This window comes from Streptomyces alboflavus (assembly GCF_000716675.1).
In the GTDB taxonomy this organism is placed as follows: domain Bacteria; phylum Actinomycetota; class Actinomycetes; order Streptomycetales; family Streptomycetaceae; genus Streptomyces; species Streptomyces alboflavus.
Genome location: NZ_JNXT01000022.1, coordinates 1 through 18,678 on the forward strand (window position 1 = coordinate 1; position 18,678 = coordinate 18,678).

At 71.4% G+C, this 18,678-nt stretch carries 13 protein-coding genes; 8 read left to right on the forward strand and 5 right to left on the reverse strand.

What is annotated here, in order from left to right; genetic code table 11:
- The first annotated feature begins 415 nt into the window (after positions 1-415).
- Together OO63_RS18145 and ptsP are read left to right on the forward strand one after the other, a co-directional pair.
- Positions 416-865: a PTS sugar transporter subunit IIA gene (locus OO63_RS18145; RefSeq protein WP_030360363.1), complete on the forward strand. Its 450-nt coding sequence runs from the start codon at positions 416-418 to the stop codon at positions 863-865.
- Positions 866-946: 81 nt separating this feature from the next.
- The gene (gene ptsP / locus OO63_RS18150) at positions 947-2,617 is read left to right on the forward strand and encodes a phosphoenolpyruvate--protein phosphotransferase (protein ID WP_030360364.1); all 1,671 of its coding nucleotides are present in this window, start codon (positions 947-949) and stop codon (positions 2,615-2,617) included.
- Between the two features lie 103 nt (positions 2,618-2,720).
- On the opposite strand, the gene OO63_RS18155 is transcribed toward ptsP, so the two are convergent.
- Positions 2,721-3,614: a hypothetical protein gene (locus OO63_RS18155; RefSeq protein ID WP_030360365.1), complete on the reverse strand. Its 894-nt coding sequence runs from the start codon at positions 3,612-3,614 to the stop codon at positions 2,721-2,723.
- Positions 3,615-3,693: 79 nt separating this feature from the next.
- Complete coding sequence (locus tag OO63_RS18160) at positions 3,694-5,676, reverse strand: acetoacetate--CoA ligase (protein WP_030360366.1); 1,983 nt, start codon at positions 5,674-5,676, stop codon at positions 3,694-3,696.
- 341 nt (positions 5,677-6,017) lie between these two features.
- On the opposite strand from OO63_RS18160, the gene OO63_RS18165 reads away from it, so the two are divergent.
- Entirely contained in the window at positions 6,018-8,375 is a 2,358-nt protein-coding gene (locus OO63_RS18165) for a glycoside hydrolase family 31 protein (protein WP_030360367.1), read from the forward strand.
- 78 nt (positions 8,376-8,453) lie between these two features.
- Here OO63_RS18165 and OO63_RS18170 read toward each other — a convergent pair whose 3' ends face one another.
- The gene (locus OO63_RS18170; RefSeq protein ID WP_030360368.1) at positions 8,454-8,987 is read right to left on the reverse strand and encodes an NUDIX domain-containing protein; all 534 of its coding nucleotides are present in this window, start codon (positions 8,985-8,987) and stop codon (positions 8,454-8,456) included.
- A 70-nt stretch (positions 8,988-9,057) separates the two neighbouring features.
- Between OO63_RS18170 and OO63_RS18175 the strand changes: the two genes are divergently transcribed.
- The 5 genes from OO63_RS18175 (at position 9,058) to glpK (ending at position 14,258) form a co-directional block, all read left to right on the forward strand.
- Positions 9,058-9,870, forward strand: coding sequence for a M15 family metallopeptidase (locus OO63_RS18175; RefSeq protein ID WP_030360369.1), 813 nt, complete (start codon positions 9,058-9,060; stop codon positions 9,868-9,870).
- 32 nt (positions 9,871-9,902) lie between these two features.
- Positions 9,903-10,358 (forward strand): Zn-ribbon domain-containing OB-fold protein, encoded by a 456-nt coding sequence (locus OO63_RS18180; RefSeq protein ID WP_234311287.1) that lies wholly within the window; start codon positions 9,903-9,905, stop codon positions 10,356-10,358.
- Positions 10,355-11,545 (forward strand): lipid-transfer protein, encoded by a 1,191-nt coding sequence (locus OO63_RS18185; RefSeq protein WP_030360371.1) that lies wholly within the window; start codon positions 10,355-10,357, stop codon positions 11,543-11,545. The genes OO63_RS18180 and OO63_RS18185 overlap by 4 nt, the downstream gene beginning before the upstream one ends.
- A gap of 415 nt (positions 11,546-11,960) precedes the next feature.
- On the forward strand, positions 11,961-12,713 hold the full coding sequence (locus tag OO63_RS18190) for an MIP/aquaporin family protein (protein ID WP_030360372.1): 753 nt from the start codon (positions 11,961-11,963) through the stop codon (positions 12,711-12,713).
- Between the two features lie 24 nt (positions 12,714-12,737).
- On the forward strand, positions 12,738-14,258 hold the full coding sequence (gene glpK / locus OO63_RS18195; protein ID WP_030360373.1) for a glycerol kinase GlpK: 1,521 nt from the start codon (positions 12,738-12,740) through the stop codon (positions 14,256-14,258).
- Between the two features lie 110 nt (positions 14,259-14,368).
- Here the strand turns inward: glpK and OO63_RS18200 are convergent, their stop codons facing one another.
- Both OO63_RS18200 and OO63_RS18205 read right to left on the reverse strand, forming a co-directional pair.
- On the reverse strand, positions 14,369-14,974 hold the full coding sequence (locus OO63_RS18200) for a GTP-binding protein (protein WP_030360374.1): 606 nt from the start codon (positions 14,972-14,974) through the stop codon (positions 14,369-14,371).
- A 42-nt stretch (positions 14,975-15,016) separates the two neighbouring features.
- Positions 15,017-18,667 (reverse strand): hydantoinase B/oxoprolinase family protein, encoded by a 3,651-nt coding sequence (locus OO63_RS18205; protein WP_030360375.1) that lies wholly within the window; start codon positions 18,665-18,667, stop codon positions 15,017-15,019.
- Between the last annotated feature and the right edge of the window lie 11 nt (positions 18,668-18,678).

Sequence of the window (18,678 nt, forward strand, 5' to 3'; positions counted from 1 at the left end):
TGGCACGCTGTTGAGTTCTCAAGGAACGGACGCTTCCTTTGTACTCACCCACAGAACATTCTCTGGGGCTTTCCTCCGGGCGCTTCCCTTCGGTGTTTCCAAACTCTATCAGGTCGTTTTCGGCTCTCTGACCACGATGCTCTGTGGGCATGCAGAACCAAACCCCAAGATAGGATCCGACTCGATAGTTGCTGCCTGGCCCCGACGCGGAGTGCGTCGTTCGGCGCTGGGCAGGAGTCCGACTCTACAACGGCGTTCGGGTCGGCGCAAATCGTTTGTGCAGTGCTTCTACACCTGCCAACCGGGACCTCTCATGCGGAACCGGGACTTCCTATGACTTACCCTTCTGAACAGTGCGTCGTCCAGGACAGGTAGTGACGGCGGTAACGATTCTCCACCCCCTGGGAGGCTTGCCATGACCAGCGTTTCGTCCCCGCTTGCTGGACGCGCCATCGGACTCGCCGCGGTACCCGACCCCGTCTTCTCAGGCGCGATGGTCGGCCCCGGCACGGCCATCGACCCTGTTCGCGAGCCCTCCGAGGCCGTCGCCCCCGTTGACGGCATCGTCGTGTCCCTGCACCCGCACGCCTTCGTCGTCGTGGACGACCAGGGCCACGGCGTTCTGACGCATCTGGGCATCGACACCGTTCAGCTCAACGGCGAGGGCTTCGAGCTTCTCGTCAACAAGGGGGACACGGTGCAGCGCGGTCAGACCGTCGTGCGCTGGGACCCGGCCGCTGTCGAGGCCGCCGGCAAGTCCCCCATCTGCCCCATCGTGGCGCTCGAGGCGACGAACGAATCCCTCAGCGAGCTCGTCGAGGACGGCGAGGTCAAGGCCGGCGACGCTCTCTTCAGCTGGAAGTGACGTCGGTGCCGTCGGCGACCGACGGCAAGTAGGACAACCACCGCGGCGGCTGGGCCCGTCGCACTAGCGGAGACGGGTGTAATGGAGACAACGCTGCGAGGCGTCGGCGTGAGCCACGGGGTGGCGATCGGCGAGGTTCGGCACATGGGCACAGCGGTCCTCGAGCCGCCGGCCAAGCAGATCCCGGCGCAGGACGCGGAGCGCGAACAGGGGCGCGCCCGCAAGGCCGTCGAGGCTGTGGCCGCCGACCTCATGGCGCGCGGCAACCTGGCGGGCGGCGAGGCCCAGGCGGTGCTCGAGGCCCAGGCGATGATCGCTCAGGACCCGGAGCTCATGGCCGACGTGGACCGACGCGTCGCCGTCGGCAGCACGGCCGAGCGCGGCATCTACGACGCGTTCTCCCACTACCGCGAGCTCCTCGCGGGCGCGGGCGAGTACATGGCCGGCCGTGTAGCGGACCTCGACGACGTGCGGAACCGCATCGTCGCGCGGCTGCTCGGCGTTCCCATGCCCGGCGTCCCGGACAGTGACGAGCCGTACGTGCTCATCGCCCGTGACCTCGCGCCCGCGGACACCGCGCTGCTCGACCCGGCGCTCGTGCTCGGCTTCGTCACCGAAGAGGGCGGGCCGACCAGCCACAGCGCGATCCTGGCGCGGGCGCTCGGTGTGCCCGCTGTCGTCGCACTGCCCGGTGCCGGTGAGCTCGCCGAGGGCACGGTCGTGGCCGTGGACGGCAGCACCGGTGAGATCTTCGTCGAGCCCAGCGCGGAGAAGCGTGCCGAGCTGGAGGCCGCCGCGGCCGCGCGCAAGGCCGCGCTCGCCGCGTCGACCGGTCCTGGCGCCACGTCGGACGGGCACAAGGTGCCGCTCCTCGCGAACGTCGGCGGTCCCGCCGACGTGCCTGCCGCAGTCGAGGCCGGTGCCGAGGGTGTCGGTCTGTTCCGTACGGAGTTCCTCTTCCTCGACGACAGCACCAAGGCGCCGACCGAGGAGAAGCAGGTCGAGGCCTACCGTCAGGTCCTCGAGGCCTTCCCCGAGGGCCGTGTCGTCGTGCGGGTGCTCGACGCCGGTGCGGACAAGCCGCTCGACTTCCTGACGCCGACCGACGAGCCGAACCCGGCGCTCGGTGTGCGCGGCCTGCGTTCGCTCCTCGACCACCCCGAGGTGCTGCGGACGCAGCTGACCGCCCTTGCCAAGGCCGCCGAGGGGCTGCCCGTCTACCTCGAGGTCATGGCGCCGATGGTCGCGGACCGCGCCGACGCCAAGGCGTTCGCCGACGCGTGCCGCGAGGCCGGGCTGCGGGCCAAGTTCGGCGCCATGGTGGAGATTCCGTCCGCCGCGCTGCGGGCCCGCTCGATCCTGCAGGAGGTCGAGTTCCTCTCGCTCGGCACCAACGACCTCGCGCAGTACACCTTCGCCGCCGACCGGCAGGTCGGTGCGGTGTCCCGGCTCCAGGATCCGTGGCAGCCCGCGCTGCTCGACCTGGTCGCGCTGTCCGCAGAGTCCGCCAAGGCCGAGGGCAAGAGCTGCGGCGTGTGCGGCGAGGCCGCGTCCGACCCGCTGCTCGCCTGTGTGCTGACCGGTCTGGGTGTCACCTCCTTGTCGATGGGGGCGGCGTCGATTCCTTACGTCCGGGCGACGCTGGCCAAGTACACGCTGGCCCAGTGCGAGCGCGCCGCGGCGGCGGCCCGTGCCGCGGACAGCGCCGAAGAGGCGCGCAAGGCGGCGCAGGCGGTGCTGTCCGGCGAGTAGTCGGCTCGGCCGTCGTGGGATGCCGTTCGGCGGCTGAACCGCGTCGGTCCCGCTGTGCGGAAGGGGCGCTCCACCCGTGAGGGTGGGGCGCCCCTTTCCGTGTTCAGTGGTGGTGTCCCCCTTCGTGAGGGTCGTCGCCGCCCAGGTCGGGGGCGGCGCAGTAGTCGACGCCGGACTCGGGGGCGATGAGGTCGCCGGAGAGTGCGTCGGTGCAGTAGGCGTCGAAGACCTCCGCGGCCGAGAGCGCGTGCAGTCGCTCGCCCTCCAGGCGCCAGCCGTGGACGCGGTCACGGGTGCCGTCGTGGGTCCGCATCACCAGGCCGCCCGCACTCGCCGTGGCGATGCCCACCGCGAGGACCGTGGTGAACTCCAGGGCCTCCGTCTCGTCCAGTTGGGGATTGCCGTCGTCGTCGCACTCGACGTGCAGTGCGGCGAGAAGGGTCTGGCCCTCGCACGGGACGCTGCACACCAGGTGGCGGGCGACCGGGCTGCCGCTGCTGATCGCGCGCATGAGCAGGTCGGATGCCCTGGCGAAGGCGGCGCGTCCGATGTCCACACCGCAGTCCGCGCACGCGCCGATGCGGGCCAGGAGCATGGTCCCGTACTCCCAAGTGCTCTGTCGGACCGTCTCGTCGACGAGGTCGGGGACGATGTCGGCCAGGGCCTGGCCCTCGTACGGCATCGTCGGGCCTGTGGTCGCCAGTTCCGCGGTGAAGCGGGTGCGGCTCGCGGAGGTGTCCGGGTCGAGGCCCGTCTCCGCGCAGAACTCGTCGTACGCCTCCGGGTCGAAGAGGGCGACACTGGTCAGTCTGCCCTGGGCGGACAGGGTCTTGAGCAGTGCCTCCACCTGCTGCAGATACGTCACGTGGTCGTCGAAGGTGAAGGTGCGGTAGCGGCGCATCGCCGCGAAGTCCTCGGCGTCGGCGAGCAGGCCGATGGTGCCGGCGACTTCGCGGCGCAGGGCGCGTCGCATCGTGTCGTGCTGGGTGTGTCCCATGGTTCCCCCTGCGGTCAGTCGATCAATGCTCACTCACCGTAACGGGAGGCACTGACAATGACCGCTGAGAGTGAGGGGCTCAGCTTCGTTCGCGGGCCAGCTGCTCGTAGAAGCGGAGGAGATCGATGTTGTCGACGGAACCCGCGTTGACCGCCTTGTCGAGCGGGGTGCCCTGGAGGAGGCGCTTGACCGGGACTTCGATGCGCTTGCCCGTGAGGGTGTGCGGGATGCCGGGGACTTCGATGACCTCGTCCGGGACGTGCCGGGGCGAGAGTTCCGCACGGATGGTCTGCTTGATGCGGGCGCGCAGGTCGTCGTCGAGGGCGGCGCCCGGGGCGAGGTGGATGAACAGCGGCATCCAATAGCCGCCGTCGGGCTGTTCGACGCCGATGACCAGGGATTCGCGGATTTCCGGGAGGCGCTCGACGGCTTCGTAGATGTCGGCCGAACCCATGCGTACGCCCTGGCGGTTGAGCGTCGAGTCGGAGCGGCCGTGGATGACGACGGAGCCGCGTGAGGTGAGGGTGATCCAGTCGCCGTGGCGCCACACGCCGGGGTAGGTGTCGAAGTAGCTGTCGTGGTAGCGGCTGCCGTCGGGGTCGTTCCAGAAGTGGATCGGCATGGACGGCATGGGGTTGGTGACGACGAGCTCGCCGACCTCGTCGATGAGCGGCTTGCCCTGGGGGTCCCAGGCCTGCAGGTCGGTGCCCAGGCAGGGGGCCTGGAGTTCGCCGATGTGGACGGGCAGCGTCGGCACGGCCCCGGCGAAGCAGGAACAGACGTCGGTGCCTCCGCTGACGGAGGCGATCCACACTTCTCCGGAGGCGTCGGCGAACTCGTCGTGCAGCCAGCGGAATCCGTCGGGCGGCAGCGGTGATCCGGTGGTGGCGACGCACTGCACGCGCGAGAGGTCGAAGTCGCGCGCGGGGTGCACGTCCGCCTTGCGGCAGGCCATGACGTACGCGGCCGACGTCCCGAAGAGCGTCGTTCCGGTGCGCTCGGCCACCCGCCACTGGGCGGCCGTGTCGGGGTAGCCGGGGCTGCCGTCGTACAGGACGATCGTCGTGCCCGTGAGCAGGCCGGAGACGAGGAAGTTCCACATCATCCAGCCGGTGGAGGTGTACCAGAAGAACCGGTCGTCGGGGCCGAGGTCGCAGTGCAGGCCGACCTGCTTGAGGTGCTCGACGAGGATGCCGCCCTGGGACTGGACGATCGCCTTGGGCAGGCCGGTCGTGCCGGAGGAGTAGAGCACCCACAGGGGGTGGTCGAACGGCACGGCTTCGAAGACGGGGGCCGTGTCGGCCGAGGTGAGCGCGGACCATTCCAGGGCGCCCTCGGGGGCCGGAGTGCCGAGCTGGGGGATGTGCACGACGGCGCGCACGGTGGGCAGTTCGCGGCGCAGTTCGGCGACGGTGTCGCGGCGGTCGTGCTCCTTGCCGCCGTAGCGGTAGCCGTCGACGGTGAAGAGCACGACCGGTTCCACCTGCTGGAAGCGGTCGAGGACGCTGCGGGCGCCGAAGTCGGGCGCGCAGGAGGTCCAGACGGCGCCGACGGCGGCGGTGGCGAGGAGGGCGACGACGGCCTCGGGGATGTTCGGTACGTAGCCGCTGACGCGGTCTCCGGGGCGCACGCCGAGGCCACGCAGCTCCGCAGCCAGGGAGCCCACTTGGCGGCGCAGTTCGGACCAGGTGAGGGGCGTCGGGCCGTGCGACTCGTCGACGTGCAGGATGGCCGGGGTTTCGGCGCGCGCGGGGTCCTCGCCGGCGCGCAGGGCGTGCTCGGCGTAGTTGAGGGTGGCGCCCGGGAACCACTCGGCGCCCGGCATGGAGCGGTCGCCGAGCACGCGCGTGTAGGGCGTGCTGAAGCGCACGTCGAACCATTCGGTGACGGCTTTCCAGAAGGTGTCGAGCTCGTCGACGGACCAGCGGTGCAGGGCCTCGTATCCCCCTGCGGCGGGCGCTCCGTGGTGCTCGGCCGCCCATGCCTGGAAGCGCGTGACCTGTGCGCCGGCGATCCGCTGCTGGTCCGGCTGCCAGAGCGGCGAGGGGTTCGCTGAGGACATGGGGCTGCTCCTGGGCTGTGCGCGTCGTGGGCGGCTGTCGTGCGCACGGGCTGGGTGTGCGCGTGACACGGCTGACACGGACGATGCCACGTGATCGACTTCCGCACCAGGGTGTCCCGGCACAGAGGCGTCGGTGTCCGTGTGGGGCGATGCGCTACGTAATGCGCATCGCCGACTCCGGAGAGGCGTGGTGGTGCGCTCCTGGGAGTGCCTCGCGGGCTGTTTCCGCAAGGGGCTCGCTGTGTGTCTACGGAGAGGGTTGGTAACGCTAGTCGGCGCACGGGATGAACGGCAGTTGAACGCGGTACTCCCGCTCCGCCTTCGATGGCAGGGTGAGCAGCATGAACGGTCGTGACCTGGTGCGTTCGGTGAAGGCGGTCGGCCTGTCCGACACGGCCCAGAGGTTGCGCATGGTGCGCTCGGCGTGGCGGCGGCGCCGGACCGACGCGACGGGGCTGCCGACCCGGGGCGCCGAGCGGGCCCGGACGCCCGGTCCCGTGACCCTCGTGGAGCCCGGTCCCGGCGGTGGCGTGGTGCGGTTCGCACGGTCCGAGCTGCGGGTGCGGGTCACGTTGGGCGGGGCGGTGTTCTGGGGCTGGGACGGGGCCGAGCCCGACCCGTCCTACGCCTTGGCGGGAGGCAGCCCCGAGGCGGATCCGCGGGCCGTTCTTGAGCCCGACAAGGCGGGTGGCTGGCGGGTGGTCTCGGAGCGGGCGACGGTGGTCGTGTCGCGGCACGGCGCGGTGGAGCTGCACACTCCCGGCGGGGTGATGCTGCGGCGCGATCTGCCGCCGCGCTGGTGGGAGCCGGTGGGCGGCGGGGCGGCCCGTTGGGTGCAGCGGTCGGAGGTGGCCCCGGACGCGCGGTTCTTCGGTCTGGGCGGCCGGGCGGCCGGGCCGCGACTGCGGAATGGAACGTACCGGTTGTGGAACACCGATCCCGGGGGTTCCTTCGAGCCCGGGGACGATCCGCTGTACATCACGATGCCGGTGCAGTGGGTGGTCGCCGACGTCGGCACCCATCTGGTCTTCCACGACAACACGTGGGACGGCTCGGTGACCGTGCGCGAGGGCGAGGAGGGGGCCGGCTCCGGGCACGACAGGGCGGGGACGTGCGAGGTCCGCATGGACGGTGGCCCGCTGCGCTGCTGGGTCATGGTGGGCACCCCCGCGCGCGTGCTGCACTCCTGGGCCGCCCTCACCGGTGCGCCCGCGGTGCCGCCGACGTGGGCGCTCGGCCACCATCACGCGCGGTGGGGCTTCGGCAGTGAGCAGGAGGTGCGACGGATCGTCGCGGGCTACCAGGAGCGCGGTCTGCCCCTGGACGCCGTGCACTTGGACATCGACCACTTCGACGCCCACCAGGTGTTCACGGTCGACGAGGAGCGCTTCCCGTCCCTGCCGAAGCTGGCCGGTGAGCTGCGCGGCGCGGGCATCCGGCTGGTGTCGATCGTGGATCCCGCGGTGAAGGCCGGTCCTGGCAACGCCGTGTACGACGGCGGGGCGGCCGCTGACGCGTTCGTGCGCGACGCGGCGGGGCGGACCGTACGGGGCTTGGTGTGGCCCGGTGAGGCGGTGTTCCCGGACTTCACGGCCGGGCGGGTGCGCAAGTGGTGGGGCGGTCTCTACGACGAGCGTCTCGCGCAGGGTTTCGCGGGGTTCTGGCACGACATGAACGAGCCGGTGTCGTTCGCGTCCTTCGGGGAGACCACTCTCCCCCGCTCGGCCCGGCACGCCCTGGAGGGCCGCGGTGGCGACCATCAGGAGGCGCACAACGTGTACGCCTTGGGCATGGCCCGCGCGGGCTACGAGGGCATGCGCGAACTGCGGCCCGGGGAGCGGCCGTTCCTCTTCTCCCGCTCCGGGTGGGCGGGGATGCAGCGCTACGGCGGGACCTGGTCGGGCGATGTGGCCAGCACGTGGCCGGGGCTGCGGGCCTCGCTCGCGCTGGTGCTGGGGCTCGGCCTGTGCGGGGTGCCGTACTCGGGCCCCGATGTCGGCGGTTTCGACGGCAGTCCGTCGCCCGAGCTGTATCTGCGGTGGTTCCAACTCGGTTCGTATCTTCCGCTGTTCCGTACGCATGCGGCGCTGCACGCCGGTCGCAGGGAGCCCTGGGAGTTCGGCCCCGAGGTCTTGGAGCACGCGCGCGTGGCGCTCGTCGAGCGCGAACGCCTGCTGCCGTACTTCGTGACGCTCGCGCACTTGGCGCGGCTCACCGGCGCGCCGTACGCGCGTCCCTTGTGGTGGGGGTCCCCGGAGGACAGGTCGCTGCGGGACTGCGAGGACGCGTTCCTGCTCGGGGACTGTCTGCTGGTCGCGCCCGTGCTGCGGGAAGGGGCCACCCAGCGGGCTGTGCGGCTCCCGCCGGGCCGGTGGTACGACACGGTCACCGAGCGGGTGTACGAAGGCCCGGGACGGGCCTTGCTCGACGCTCCGCTGTCCCGCATACCGGTCCTCGCGCGTGCGGGCGCGGTGCTGCCGGTCCGCGGGGAGGACGGGCAGCTCGCTCTGGAGGTGTGGGCGCCCGCGAAGGGGCGTTCCGGCAGCGGTCTGGTGATCGCGGACGCCGGTGACGGGTGGGAGGAGCCGGAGCTCCAGCGCTTCAGTGTGCGCTGGAGCGGTGAGCGGCTCGTGGTCGAGAAGGAGGGCGACGAGCCAGGGGCCGTGGTGGAGTACGCGGTGCGGGTGCGCGGCGTGTGAGGCGGGGCCTCGTGTCACGCCGCCGCGTACGGCGCCCCCTGCGGCCATGACGGCCACCGCTGGGCGGCGCCCTCGGTCTCAGATGTAGCGCCCTTCGAACCACGCCCGCACCACCGACGTGTGCAGGGGGAAGGCGAGTTCGGCGGGCCGGTGCAGGAGGTCCCAGCCCTCGGTCTCGTCCGTGGGCGACGACTGCGGCAGGTCGGCCGCCGGGCGTTCCGGCAGCAGCCCGAAGAGGAGCAGGTGACCGTCGGGCGAGCTGAGCACCTCGACGATGCGCACGTCGTGGCTCGCCGCGCTGATGCCGGTCTCTTCCTTGAGCTCCCGGACGACGGCGTGCCGCCAGTCCTCCCGGTGGTCCACGTAACCGCCGGGCAGGGCGGTGCCTCCCCGCGCGGGGGCGATGGACCGGGTCACGACGACGAGGCCGGTGCCCTTCGTGTCGTACACCGGTTGGAGGGCGATCGCGACGGGCAGCGGATTCCGGTAGGCCACTGTCTGGCAGTCCGGGCAGGTGCGGGGCCAGCCCGTGACATGGTCTCCGTAGAGCGCGCCGCAACTGGCGCAGTGGGAGTCCGGGGCCGGTTCGGTGGGGTGCGGGGATGGGGACACGCGCGGACTGTATCCGATCTCGACGCGGCGGTCTTCCGTGGAGCGCCAACCTCCTGATAGATGCGGGTACATGACACGATTCGCCCCAGCACTGCGGAAACTCACCGTTGCCGCCGCCACCCTGCTCGCCGTGGCCACAGCCCCGTCGCCCGCCCAGGCGGCCACCGAGCCGCAGGCCCCGAAGGGCTTCGTCGCGTTGAGCGACGTGGACCCGACGATCATCCAGGAGATGCGCTACATCACCCCGCACAACTTCGTGGGGGACCGCATCGACGGCTACCGCAAGCCGATGTGCATCCTCACCGAACCTGCGGCGAAGGCGCTGCGCAAGGCCCAGCGCGGCCTGCTGCGCGCGGGCTACTCCCTGAAGGTGTACGACTGCTACCGGCCACAGCGGGCGGTCGACCAGTTCGTGCGGTGGGGCGAGGACCTCGGCGACGAGCGCATGAAGGCCGAGTTCTACCCCCGGGTCGCCAAATCGAGGCTCTTCGAAGACGGCTACATCGCCAAGAAGTCGGGGCACAGCAGAGGCTCCACGGTCGACCTCACGATCGTGCGACTGCCGGCCAAGCCGACGCGGCCGTACGTCCCCGGTGAGCCGCTCAAGCCCTGTTACGCGCCCCGTAGTGAGCGATTCCCCGACAACTCCGTCGACATGGGCACCGGGTACGACTGCATGGACACGCTGTCCCACACCGACGACCCTCGCGTGAGCGCCAAGCAGCGCGCGAACAGGGACCGGCTGCGCGGCGCCCTGGCCAAGACGGGGTTCGTCAACTTGCCGGAAGAGTGGTGGCACTTCACGTACAAGCCCGAACCGTTCCCCGACACCTACTTCGACTTCCCGGTGTCGCGCCGGGTGCTGCCCGTGGCACACTTCTGACGTTCCGTCAGATCCAGGGTGCGGGAGGGGCCATGTCGCGAGTGCGTACGCCCGTGGTGACGCGGTGGTTCGACGGGGAGGGGGAGGACTTCCGGCTGCTCGGCACGCGGTGCGCGCGGTGCGCGGCCGTCTTCTTCCCGCGCGAGGACGGCTTCTGCCGCAATCCGGGCTGCGCCGGGGGCGAGTTGGTCGAGACGGCGCTGTCGCGGCGCGGGCAGGTGTGGTCGTACACCGACGGGCGCTACCGCCCGCCCGCGCCGTACCTCTCGGACCCGGAACTTCCCTGGGAGCCCTACACGTTGATCGCTGTGGAGCTCGCGGCGGAACGCATGGTGGTGCTCGGGCAGGCGGCTCCCGGAGTGACCGTCGCCGACCTGGAGGTCGGCATGGAGATGGAGGTCGTCCCCGGCGTGCTCGGCACGGACCCCGAGAGCCCGTCGACGACGTGGACGACGTGGAACTGGCGGCCGGTGGGGGTGACGGCATGAGCGGCGACGTGGCGGTGCTCGGCGTGGGCATGCACCCCTGGGGCAAGTGGGGACGCGGCTTCGTCGAGTACGGGACGGTGGCGGCGCGGGCGGCGCTCGCCGACGCCGGAGTCGACTGGCGGGACGTCACGTCCGTAGTCGGCGCGGACACCGTGCGGGGCGGCTATCCCGGGTATGTGGCGGGGGCGACCTTCGCGAAGGCGCTCGGCTGGCAGGGCGCGCGCGTGGCGAGCGTGTACGCGGCGTGCGCATCGGGGGCCCAGGCGATCGGCACGGCGCGCGCCCAGCTGCTCGCGGGCCTCGCCGACGTGGTGCTCGTGGTCGGCGCCGACGCCGCCCCGAAGGGCTTCTTCCGGCCCGCCGGGGGCGATCGGCCCGACGACCCCGACTGGCTGCGCTTCCGCGTCCTCGGCGCCACGAACCCGGCGTACTTCGCGCTGTACGCCCGCCGCCGCATGGCCGTGCACGGCGACACCCTGGACGACTTCGCCCACGTCAAGGTCAAGAACGCGGCCCTGGGGTCGCTCAACCCTCACGCGCGCTACCGCAAGGCCGTCACGCCCGAAGAGGTCGCGGGTTCCGCCGTCGTCGCCGATCCACTGCGGCTGCTCGACATCTGCGCGACCTCGGACGGCGCCGCGGCGCTCGTGCTGTCCACCCTGGAGTTCGCCCGGCGGCACAGCACGGCCGCCCCGGTGCGTATCCGCGCGGTGTCCACCGTCACTCCGACGTACCCGAACACGGTCCTGGACCTGCCGGACATCGCCACGGACTCCGCAGCGGCCGTGCGCCCCACCGAGCGCCCGTTCCGCGCGTCCGTCGCGCACGCCGCGTACGAGGAAGCGGGCATCGCCCCGGAGGACCTCTCCCTGGCGGAGGTGTACGACCTGTCGACGGCCCTGGAGCTCCAGTGGTACGAGGACCTCGGGCTGTGCGGCGAGGGCGAGGGAGCCAAGCTCCTGCGGGACGGCGCGACCGCGCTCGGCGGGCGCATACCCGTGAACACCAGCGGCGGCCTCGCCTCCTTCGGAGAGGCCGTCCCGGCCCAGGCCATCGCTCAGGTCTGCGAGCTGACCTGGCAGCTGCGGGGGACGGCGGGCGCGCGGCAGGTCGAGGGCGCGCGGGTGGGGATCACCGCGAACCAAGGGCTGTTCGGGCACGGCTCGTCCGTGGTGGCGGTGCGCTGACGCCCGCGCGGGCACCTCGGCGGGGCATCGCGCGGGGGCCCGGGAGGGGGCGCCCGGCGGGTTTCCGGGCGTCCCGCTCGGAAGGCGTCGCGCCGGTTAACCGGTGGCGTCCGCGACCTTGACGCTCCATCACCACCGGTGAACACTTCCCGGTGTCAGTCGGCATCGCCGCTCTTCGGCACTCCGCCGCTCAGGGCCCGTGCGCTCCATGGCTCCACGCAACGAGCCAGTTCAACGGGCATCCCCCATGGGCGATTCGACTGTGACGGCACGCTCGTCACCGAGGCCGGGCGGGGCGCGGGACTCCCCTGCCTTCGGCTGACGCGGCTGGCGCTGGCCGGGCAGTAGTCGTGGGAAACGAACCCTGCACGGAGTACCGGGGCCCACCACCCCGGGCGAAGGCCTAGGAGCCGCCATGTACTCGAATGGGGACATCTTCGTCGGTGAGATCATCGGCACCGCGATTCTGATTCTCTTCGGCGCCGGCGTGTGCGCCGCCGTCACCCTCAACCACTCGAAGGCCAAGGCCTCCGGGTGGATCGTCATCGCGTTCGGCTGGGGCTTCGGCGTGATGGCGGGCGCGTACACCGCCGCACCGCTGTCCGGCGGCCACCTCAACCCGGCCGTCACCCTCGGCATCGCCGTCGACACCGACAAGTGGGACAAGGTCTGGATCTACCTGGCGGGGCAGATGATCGGCGCCATGCTGGGCGCCGTCCTCGCGTACCTGGTCTATCTCGCGCAGTTCAACGCCAACGTGACCCACGGGACCAAGGGCGCGCCGGGCACGGGCAGCCCCACGCCGACCCTCGGCATCTTCTCCACCATCCCGGAGATCAGGAACCCGGTGGCGAACCTGCTGACCGAGATCATCGGCACCGTCGGCCTGGTCCTGCCCATCCTCGCCTTCGGGCTCACCAAGGGCCTCGGCACCTCCGGCACCCAGATCCTGATCGTCGCGTTCCTCGTCGTCGGCATCGGCCTCTCGCTCGGCGGGCCCACCGGCTACGCCATCAACCCCGCGCGTGACCTCGGTCCGCGCATCGTGCACCACTTCCTGCCCATCCCGAACAAGGGCACGTCCGACTGGAGTTACGCCTGGGTGCCGGTCGCCGGACCGCTGATCGGCGGGCTCCTCGCGGGACTCATCTACAACGCCGCCTTCTGAGCAGCCTTCCTCCAAGGGGTAGCCATGACGGACAGCTCCGAGAAATTCGTCGCCGCAATCGACCAGGGCACCACCTCGAGCCGCTGCATCATCTTCAACCGGGACGGCGCGATCGTCGCCGTCGACCAGCGTGAGCACCGGCAGATCTTTCCCAAGCCCGGCTGGGTGGAGCACGACGCCACCGAGATCTGGTCCAAGGTGCAGGCGGTGGTCGCGGGCGCCATCGCCAAGGCCGGGCTGCGCGCGGACCAGCTGAGCGCGCTCGGCATCACCAACCAGCGCGAGACGACAGTCCTGTGGGACCGCGCCACGGGCAAGCCGGTGCACAACGCGATCGTCTGGCAGGACACCCGGACGTCGGCGCTCTGCAACGACCTGGGCGGCGCCGACGGCCAGGACCGCTTCCGCGAGCAGACCGGGCTGCCGCTGGCGAGCTACTTCTCCGGGCCGAAGGCGGCCTGGCTGCTCGACAACGTCCCCGGTCTTCGGGCGCGCGCCGAGCGCGGCGACATCGCCTTCGGCACCATCGACTCCTGGCTCATCTGGAACCTCACCGGCGGCACCGACGGCGGTGTGCACGTCACCGACGTCACCAACGCCGGACGCACGATGCTGATGAACCTGGAGACCCTGCAGTGGGACTCCTCGATCCTGTCGGCGATGAACGTCCCCGAGAGCGTCCTGCCGGAGATCAGGTCATCGGCCGAGTGCTACGGGACGGCCGTCGGGCAGCTCGCGGGCGTGCCCGTCGCCTCCGCGCTCGGCGACCAGCAGGCGGCGATCTTCGGACAGGCATGCTACGACACCGGGACGGCCAAGAACACCTACGGGACGGGCAGCTTCCTGCTGCTCAACACCGGCAACCGGCCCGTGCCGTCCAAGAGCGGCCTGCTCACGACCATGGGCTACAAGATCGGCTCCGAGGCTCCCGTGTACTGCCTGGAGGGCTCCATCGCGATCACCGGAGCCCTGGTGCAGTGGTTCCGCGACCAGCTCGGGATCATCCGCAGCGCCGACGAGATCGAGTCCCTGGCCGCGAGTGTGGACGACAACGGCGGCGCGTACATCGTGCCCGCGTTCTCCGGCCTCTTCGCGCCGTACTGGCGCTCCGACGCGCGCGGTGTCGTCACCGGCCTCACGCGCTACGTCACCAAGGCCCACCTGGCGCGTGCGGTCCTGGAGGCGACGAGCTGGCAGACCCGTGAGGTCGTCGACGCGATGTACCAGGACTCCGGGGTGCGCATCACCACCTTGAAGGTGGACGGCGGCATGACCAAGAACAATCTGTTGATGCAGCACCAGGCCGACGTCCTCGGTGTGCCCGTGATCCGGCCGCGGGTGTCCGAGACGACGTGCCTGGGCGCCGCGTACGCCGCCGGGCTCGCGACGGGCGTGTGGAACGACCTGGACGAGCTGAAGGCCCACTGGCAGCGCGACGCCGAGTGGACGCCGCAGATGGCGGACACCGAGCGCGAACGCGAGTACCGCAACTGGCGCAAGGCGGTCGAGCGCAGCTTCGGCTGGCACGACGACGGCGAGGGCTGAGACGCCTGCCGAGGGGCCTTCACCCCGGCTCAGGCGTGCCCGGTGCGCGGCCCGTACCCCGGTCGGCGAGGGTACGGGCCGTCCCGGACGCCGTCCGGGCGGTCGTCGCGTCAGGTCGCGACCGGCTGCCTGGCAGCCGCACCAATCGCCATCGCGTGCTCGACCACGTCGATCAGGACCTCCTTGACCGACTCCTTCTCGCGGGCGTCGCACAACACCACAGGTGTGCTCTCGTCGAGGTCCAGGGCGTGGCGGACGGCGTCGGACGGGTAACGCGTCGCGCCCTCGAAGCAGTTGACGCCGACGACGAAGGGTATGGAGCGGCGCTCGAAGTAGTCGACGGCGGCGAAGCAGTCCTCCAGGCGGCGGGTGTCGGCGAGCACGACGGCCCCGAGCGCCCCGGTCGCCAGCTCGTCCCACAGGAACCAGAAGCGGTCCTGGCCCGGGGTGCCGAAGAGGTAGAGGACCAGGTCCTCGCGCAGGGTGATCCGGCCGAAGTCCATGGCCACGGTGGTGGTGTGCTTGCCCGGGACGCCGTCGGTGTCGTCGACGGGCCGTCCGGCCTCGCTGAGGGCTTCCTCCGTACGCAGAGGCTTGATCTCGCTGACCGCGCCGACGAGGGTCGTCTTGCCGACGCCGAAACCGCCCGCGACCAGGATCTTCAGCGTGACCGGCTCGACAGGGGCCGTACCGCGCTCAGAACGCTTGAAGATCATTGCTCTCGTCTCCTGCATCAGTCATCAGTGGTGTCGCGTGCGTCAGTTGGGGTGAGGTGCTTCGGGGGCGGCCGCGGGGCCGGATGGTTCGTGGGCCGGCGGCCCGTACCCGCCGCCTCCGGGGGTTTCGATCACGAGTACGTCGCCGGGGCCCGCGTCGGCGGAGTCGCTGCCGTCGAGCCGTACGACGCTGCCGTCGGCGCGCTCCACGCGTCCTGAGCCGAGCGCGCCCGGCTCGCCGCCCGCCATCCCGTAGGGCGGCACCACGCGGTGCTGGGACAGCGTGGAGACGGTCATGGGCTCGCGGAAGCGGATGCGGCGCACGGCGCCGTTCCCGCCCCGCCAGCGGCCGTCGCCGCCGCTGCCGGCGCGGACCGCGAACTCCTCCAGGACGACGGGCAGCCGCCATTCGAGGACTTCGGGGTCGGTGAGCCGCGAGTTGGTCATGTGGGTCTGCACGACGGACGCGCCGTGGAAGCCGTCGCCCGCGCCGGAGCCGGAGGCCACGGTCTCGTAGTACTGGTACCGGTCGTTGCCGAAGGTGACGTTGTTCATGGTGCCGGAGCCCTCGGCCTGTACGCGCAGCGCTCCGTAGAGGGCGCCGGTGATGGCCTGCGAGGTCTCCACATTGCCCGCGACGACGGCCGCGGGCGGCTCTGGCGACAGGAAGGTCCCCGTCGGCACGATGATCCGCAGAGGACGCAGACAGCCGTCGTTCAGGGGGATGTCGTCGGCGACCAGGGTGCGGAAGACGTACAGGACGGCGGCGTTGACCACGGCGAAGGGGGCGTTGAAATTGGTGGTCAGCTGCGGTGACGTACCGGTGAAGTCGATGGTCGCCGTGCGTTGTTCGGGGTCTACGGAGACGCGCACCCGGATCACGGCACCGGAGTCGGTCTCGTAGGAGAACTCGCCCTCCTCCAGGGTGTCGATGACGCGGCGCACGGAGTCCTCGGCGTTGTCCTGGACGTGCCGCATGTAGGCCTGGACGACGTCGAGCCCGAAGTCGCCGATCATGCGGGCCACTTCGTCGACGCCCTTCTGGTTGGCAGCGATCTGGGCGCGCAGGTCGGCGAGGTTCGTGGCGGGGTTGCGGGAGGGGTAGCGGGTCTCCGTCAGCAGGCTCAGGGTCTCGGCCTCGCGGAAGCGTCCGGCCTCCACGAGCAGCCAGTTGTCGAAGAGGATGCCCTCCTCGTCGATGGTGCGGCTGTGCGCGGGCATCGAGCCGGGCGCGATGCCGCCGATCTCCGCGTGGTGGCCGCGCGAGGCCACGTAGAAGAGGATCCGCTCCCCGGGGGTGTCGAAGACGGGGGTGATGACGGTGACGTCCGGGAGGTGCGTGCCTCCGTGGTACGGGTCGTTGACCGCGTAGGCGTCGCCCGGCCGCATGGTGGTGCCGCGGCGGCGGATGACCTCCTTGACGCTGGTGCCCATGGAGCCGAGGTGGACGGGGATGTGTGGGGCGTTGGCGACGAGGTTGCCGTCCGGGTCGAACAGGGCGCAGGAGAAGTCGAGCCGCTCCTTGATGTTCACCGACTGGGCGGTGGACTCCAGGCGGGCGCCCATCTGCTCGGCGATGGACATGAAGAGGTTGTTGAAGACTTCGAGGAGGACCGGGTCGGCTTCCGTCGTGGCGTCGGAACTCGCGGGCGCCGCCACCCGTTCCATGACCAGGTGCCCGTCGTCGGTCATGGCCGCGCCCCAGCCCTCGTCGACGACCGTGGTGGCGCTGGACTCCGTGATGATCGCGGGTCCGGTGACCCGCTCCCCGGGCGGGAGTTCCTCGCGCCGGTGCAGGGGCACCTCACGCCAGGAGCCGCCCGTGTGCAGGCGCACGGTCCGCGTGCTGCCGTGCGCGGTGGTCGGGCCGAGCAGCGACAGGTCCGGGGGTTCGGTGCGGCCGGTGGCCTCCACGGAGAGGGCTTCGACGACGACAGGGCGGTCCAGGGTGAAGGAGTAGGTGGCGCGGTGCTGTTCTTCGAAGGCGCGGGTCATGGCGGCGGGGTCGGTCAGCTCGACGGTGAGGGTGGTGTCGGTGCCGTCGTAGCGCAGGTGGGCCCGGCGGGTGACATGGACGCGGTCGGCCGGCACGTCCTCGGCGGCGAGCTGGGCGCGGGCGGCGGTCTCCAGGTCGTCGGCGATCTTGTGGACCTGGGGCATCGCGGAGGCCTCCAGGGGCGCTTCCACGGACTGTTCGCGCATGGCCGTCGTGTCGGCGAGGCCGATGCCGAGCGCGGACAGGACACCCGCCATGGGCGGTACGAGGACGGTGCGGATGCCGAGCGAGTCGGCCACCATGCAGGCGTGCTGGCCGCCCGCGCCGCCGAACGTCGTCAGGGCGTAGCGCGTGACGTCGTGGCCCTTCTGGACCGAGATGCGCTTGACGGCGGCGGCGATGTTGGCGACGGCGATCTGGAGGTAGCCCTCGGCGACCTGCTCCGGGGTGCGGTCGTCCCCGGTCCGCTCGGTGATCTCCCGCGCGAGTTCGGTGAACCTGCGGCGGACGAGCGCGTCGTCGAGCGGCTGGTCGCCGTCGGGGCCGAACACCCGGGGGAAGTGGGCCGCCTGGATGCGGCCGAGGGCGACGTTGGCGTCGGTGACGGTCAGGGGCCCGCCGCCGCGGTAGCTCGCGGGTCCTGGAGCCGCGCCCGCCGAGTCGGGACCCACGCGGTAGCGGCTGCCGTCGAAGTGGAGCACGGAGCCGCCGCCCGCGGCGACGGTGTGGATGTCGAGCATGGGGGCGCGCAGGCGTACGCCCGCGATCTGCGTCGTGAAGACCCGCTCGTACTCCCCGGCGTAGTGCGACACGTCCGTCGACGTGCCGCCCATGTCGAAGCCGATGACCCGGTCGAACCCGGCGAGCCTCGACATGCGGGCCATCCCCACGATGCCGCCGGCGGGCCCGGAGAGGACGGCGTCCTTGCCGCGGAACTGTCCGGCGTCCGCGAGTCCGCCGTTGGACTGCATGAACATCAGCCGCACGCCCTGGAGTTCGGCGGCGACGTGCTGGACGTAGCGCCGCAGGACGGGCGACAGATACGCGTCGACGACCGCGGTGTCGCCGCGCGGGACCAGCTTCATCAGGGGGCTGACCTCGCTGGAGAGCGAGACCTGCGGGAATCCGGCGCGGCGCGCGAGGTCACCGGCCGCCTGCTCGTGGGCCGGGTACAGATGGCTGTGCACGCACACGACGGCGACGGCGCGGATGCCGTCGGCGTAGGCCTCCCGCAGGGCTTCGGCGAGGCCGTCGAGGTCGGGGGCGCGCAGGACCTCGCCGTCGGCGCCGACCCGCTCGTCGTACTCGATGACGCGGTCGTAGAGCTCTTCGGGGAGAACGATGTCACGGGCGAAGATCCGGGGGCGGTTCTGGAAGGCGATGCGCAGCGCGTCCCGGAAGCCGCGGGTGATGACGAGGGCGGTGGGCTCGCCCTTGCGCTCCAGGAGGGCGTTGGTGGCGACGGTGGTGCCCATGCGGACGGAGTCGATGCGTACGTCGTCGGCTCCGCTCGTGGGGTCGGCACCCTGCTCGCCCGCCCGGGTGAGGAGTTCCCGGATGCCCGCGACCGCCGCGTCGGCATAGCGCGCGGGGTTGTCCGACAGGAGCTTGTGGGTGAGCAGTCCGCCGTCCGGGCGGCGCCCGACGACGTCCGTGAACGTACCGCCCCTGTCGACCCAGAACTGCCAGCCTGTCACGTCTCAATCCC

Coding starts and splice junctions, on each gene's coding strand:
- OO63_RS18145 (WP_030360363.1), top strand. CDS start 416: ATGACCAGCGTTTCGTCCCCGCTTGCTGGACGCGCCATCGGACTCGCC.
- ptsP (WP_030360364.1), top strand. CDS start 947: ATGGAGACAACGCTGCGAGGCGTCGGCGTGAGCCACGGGGTGGCGATC.
- OO63_RS18155 (WP_030360365.1), bottom strand. CDS start 3,614: ATGGGACACACCCAGCACGACACGATGCGACGCGCCCTGCGCCGCGAA.
- OO63_RS18160 (WP_030360366.1), bottom strand. CDS start 5,676: ATGTCCTCAGCGAACCCCTCGCCGCTCTGGCAGCCGGACCAGCAGCGG.
- OO63_RS18165 (WP_030360367.1), top strand. CDS start 6,018: ATGAACGGTCGTGACCTGGTGCGTTCGGTGAAGGCGGTCGGCCTGTCC.
- OO63_RS18175 (WP_030360369.1), top strand. CDS start 9,058: ATGACACGATTCGCCCCAGCACTGCGGAAACTCACCGTTGCCGCCGCC.
- OO63_RS18180 (WP_234311287.1), top strand. CDS start 9,903: ATGTCGCGAGTGCGTACGCCCGTGGTGACGCGGTGGTTCGACGGGGAG.
- OO63_RS18185 (WP_030360371.1), top strand. CDS start 10,355: ATGAGCGGCGACGTGGCGGTGCTCGGCGTGGGCATGCACCCCTGGGGC.
- OO63_RS18190 (WP_030360372.1), top strand. CDS start 11,961: ATGTACTCGAATGGGGACATCTTCGTCGGTGAGATCATCGGCACCGCG.
- glpK (WP_030360373.1), top strand. CDS start 12,738: ATGACGGACAGCTCCGAGAAATTCGTCGCCGCAATCGACCAGGGCACC.
- OO63_RS18200 (WP_030360374.1), bottom strand. CDS start 14,974: ATGATCTTCAAGCGTTCTGAGCGCGGTACGGCCCCTGTCGAGCCGGTC.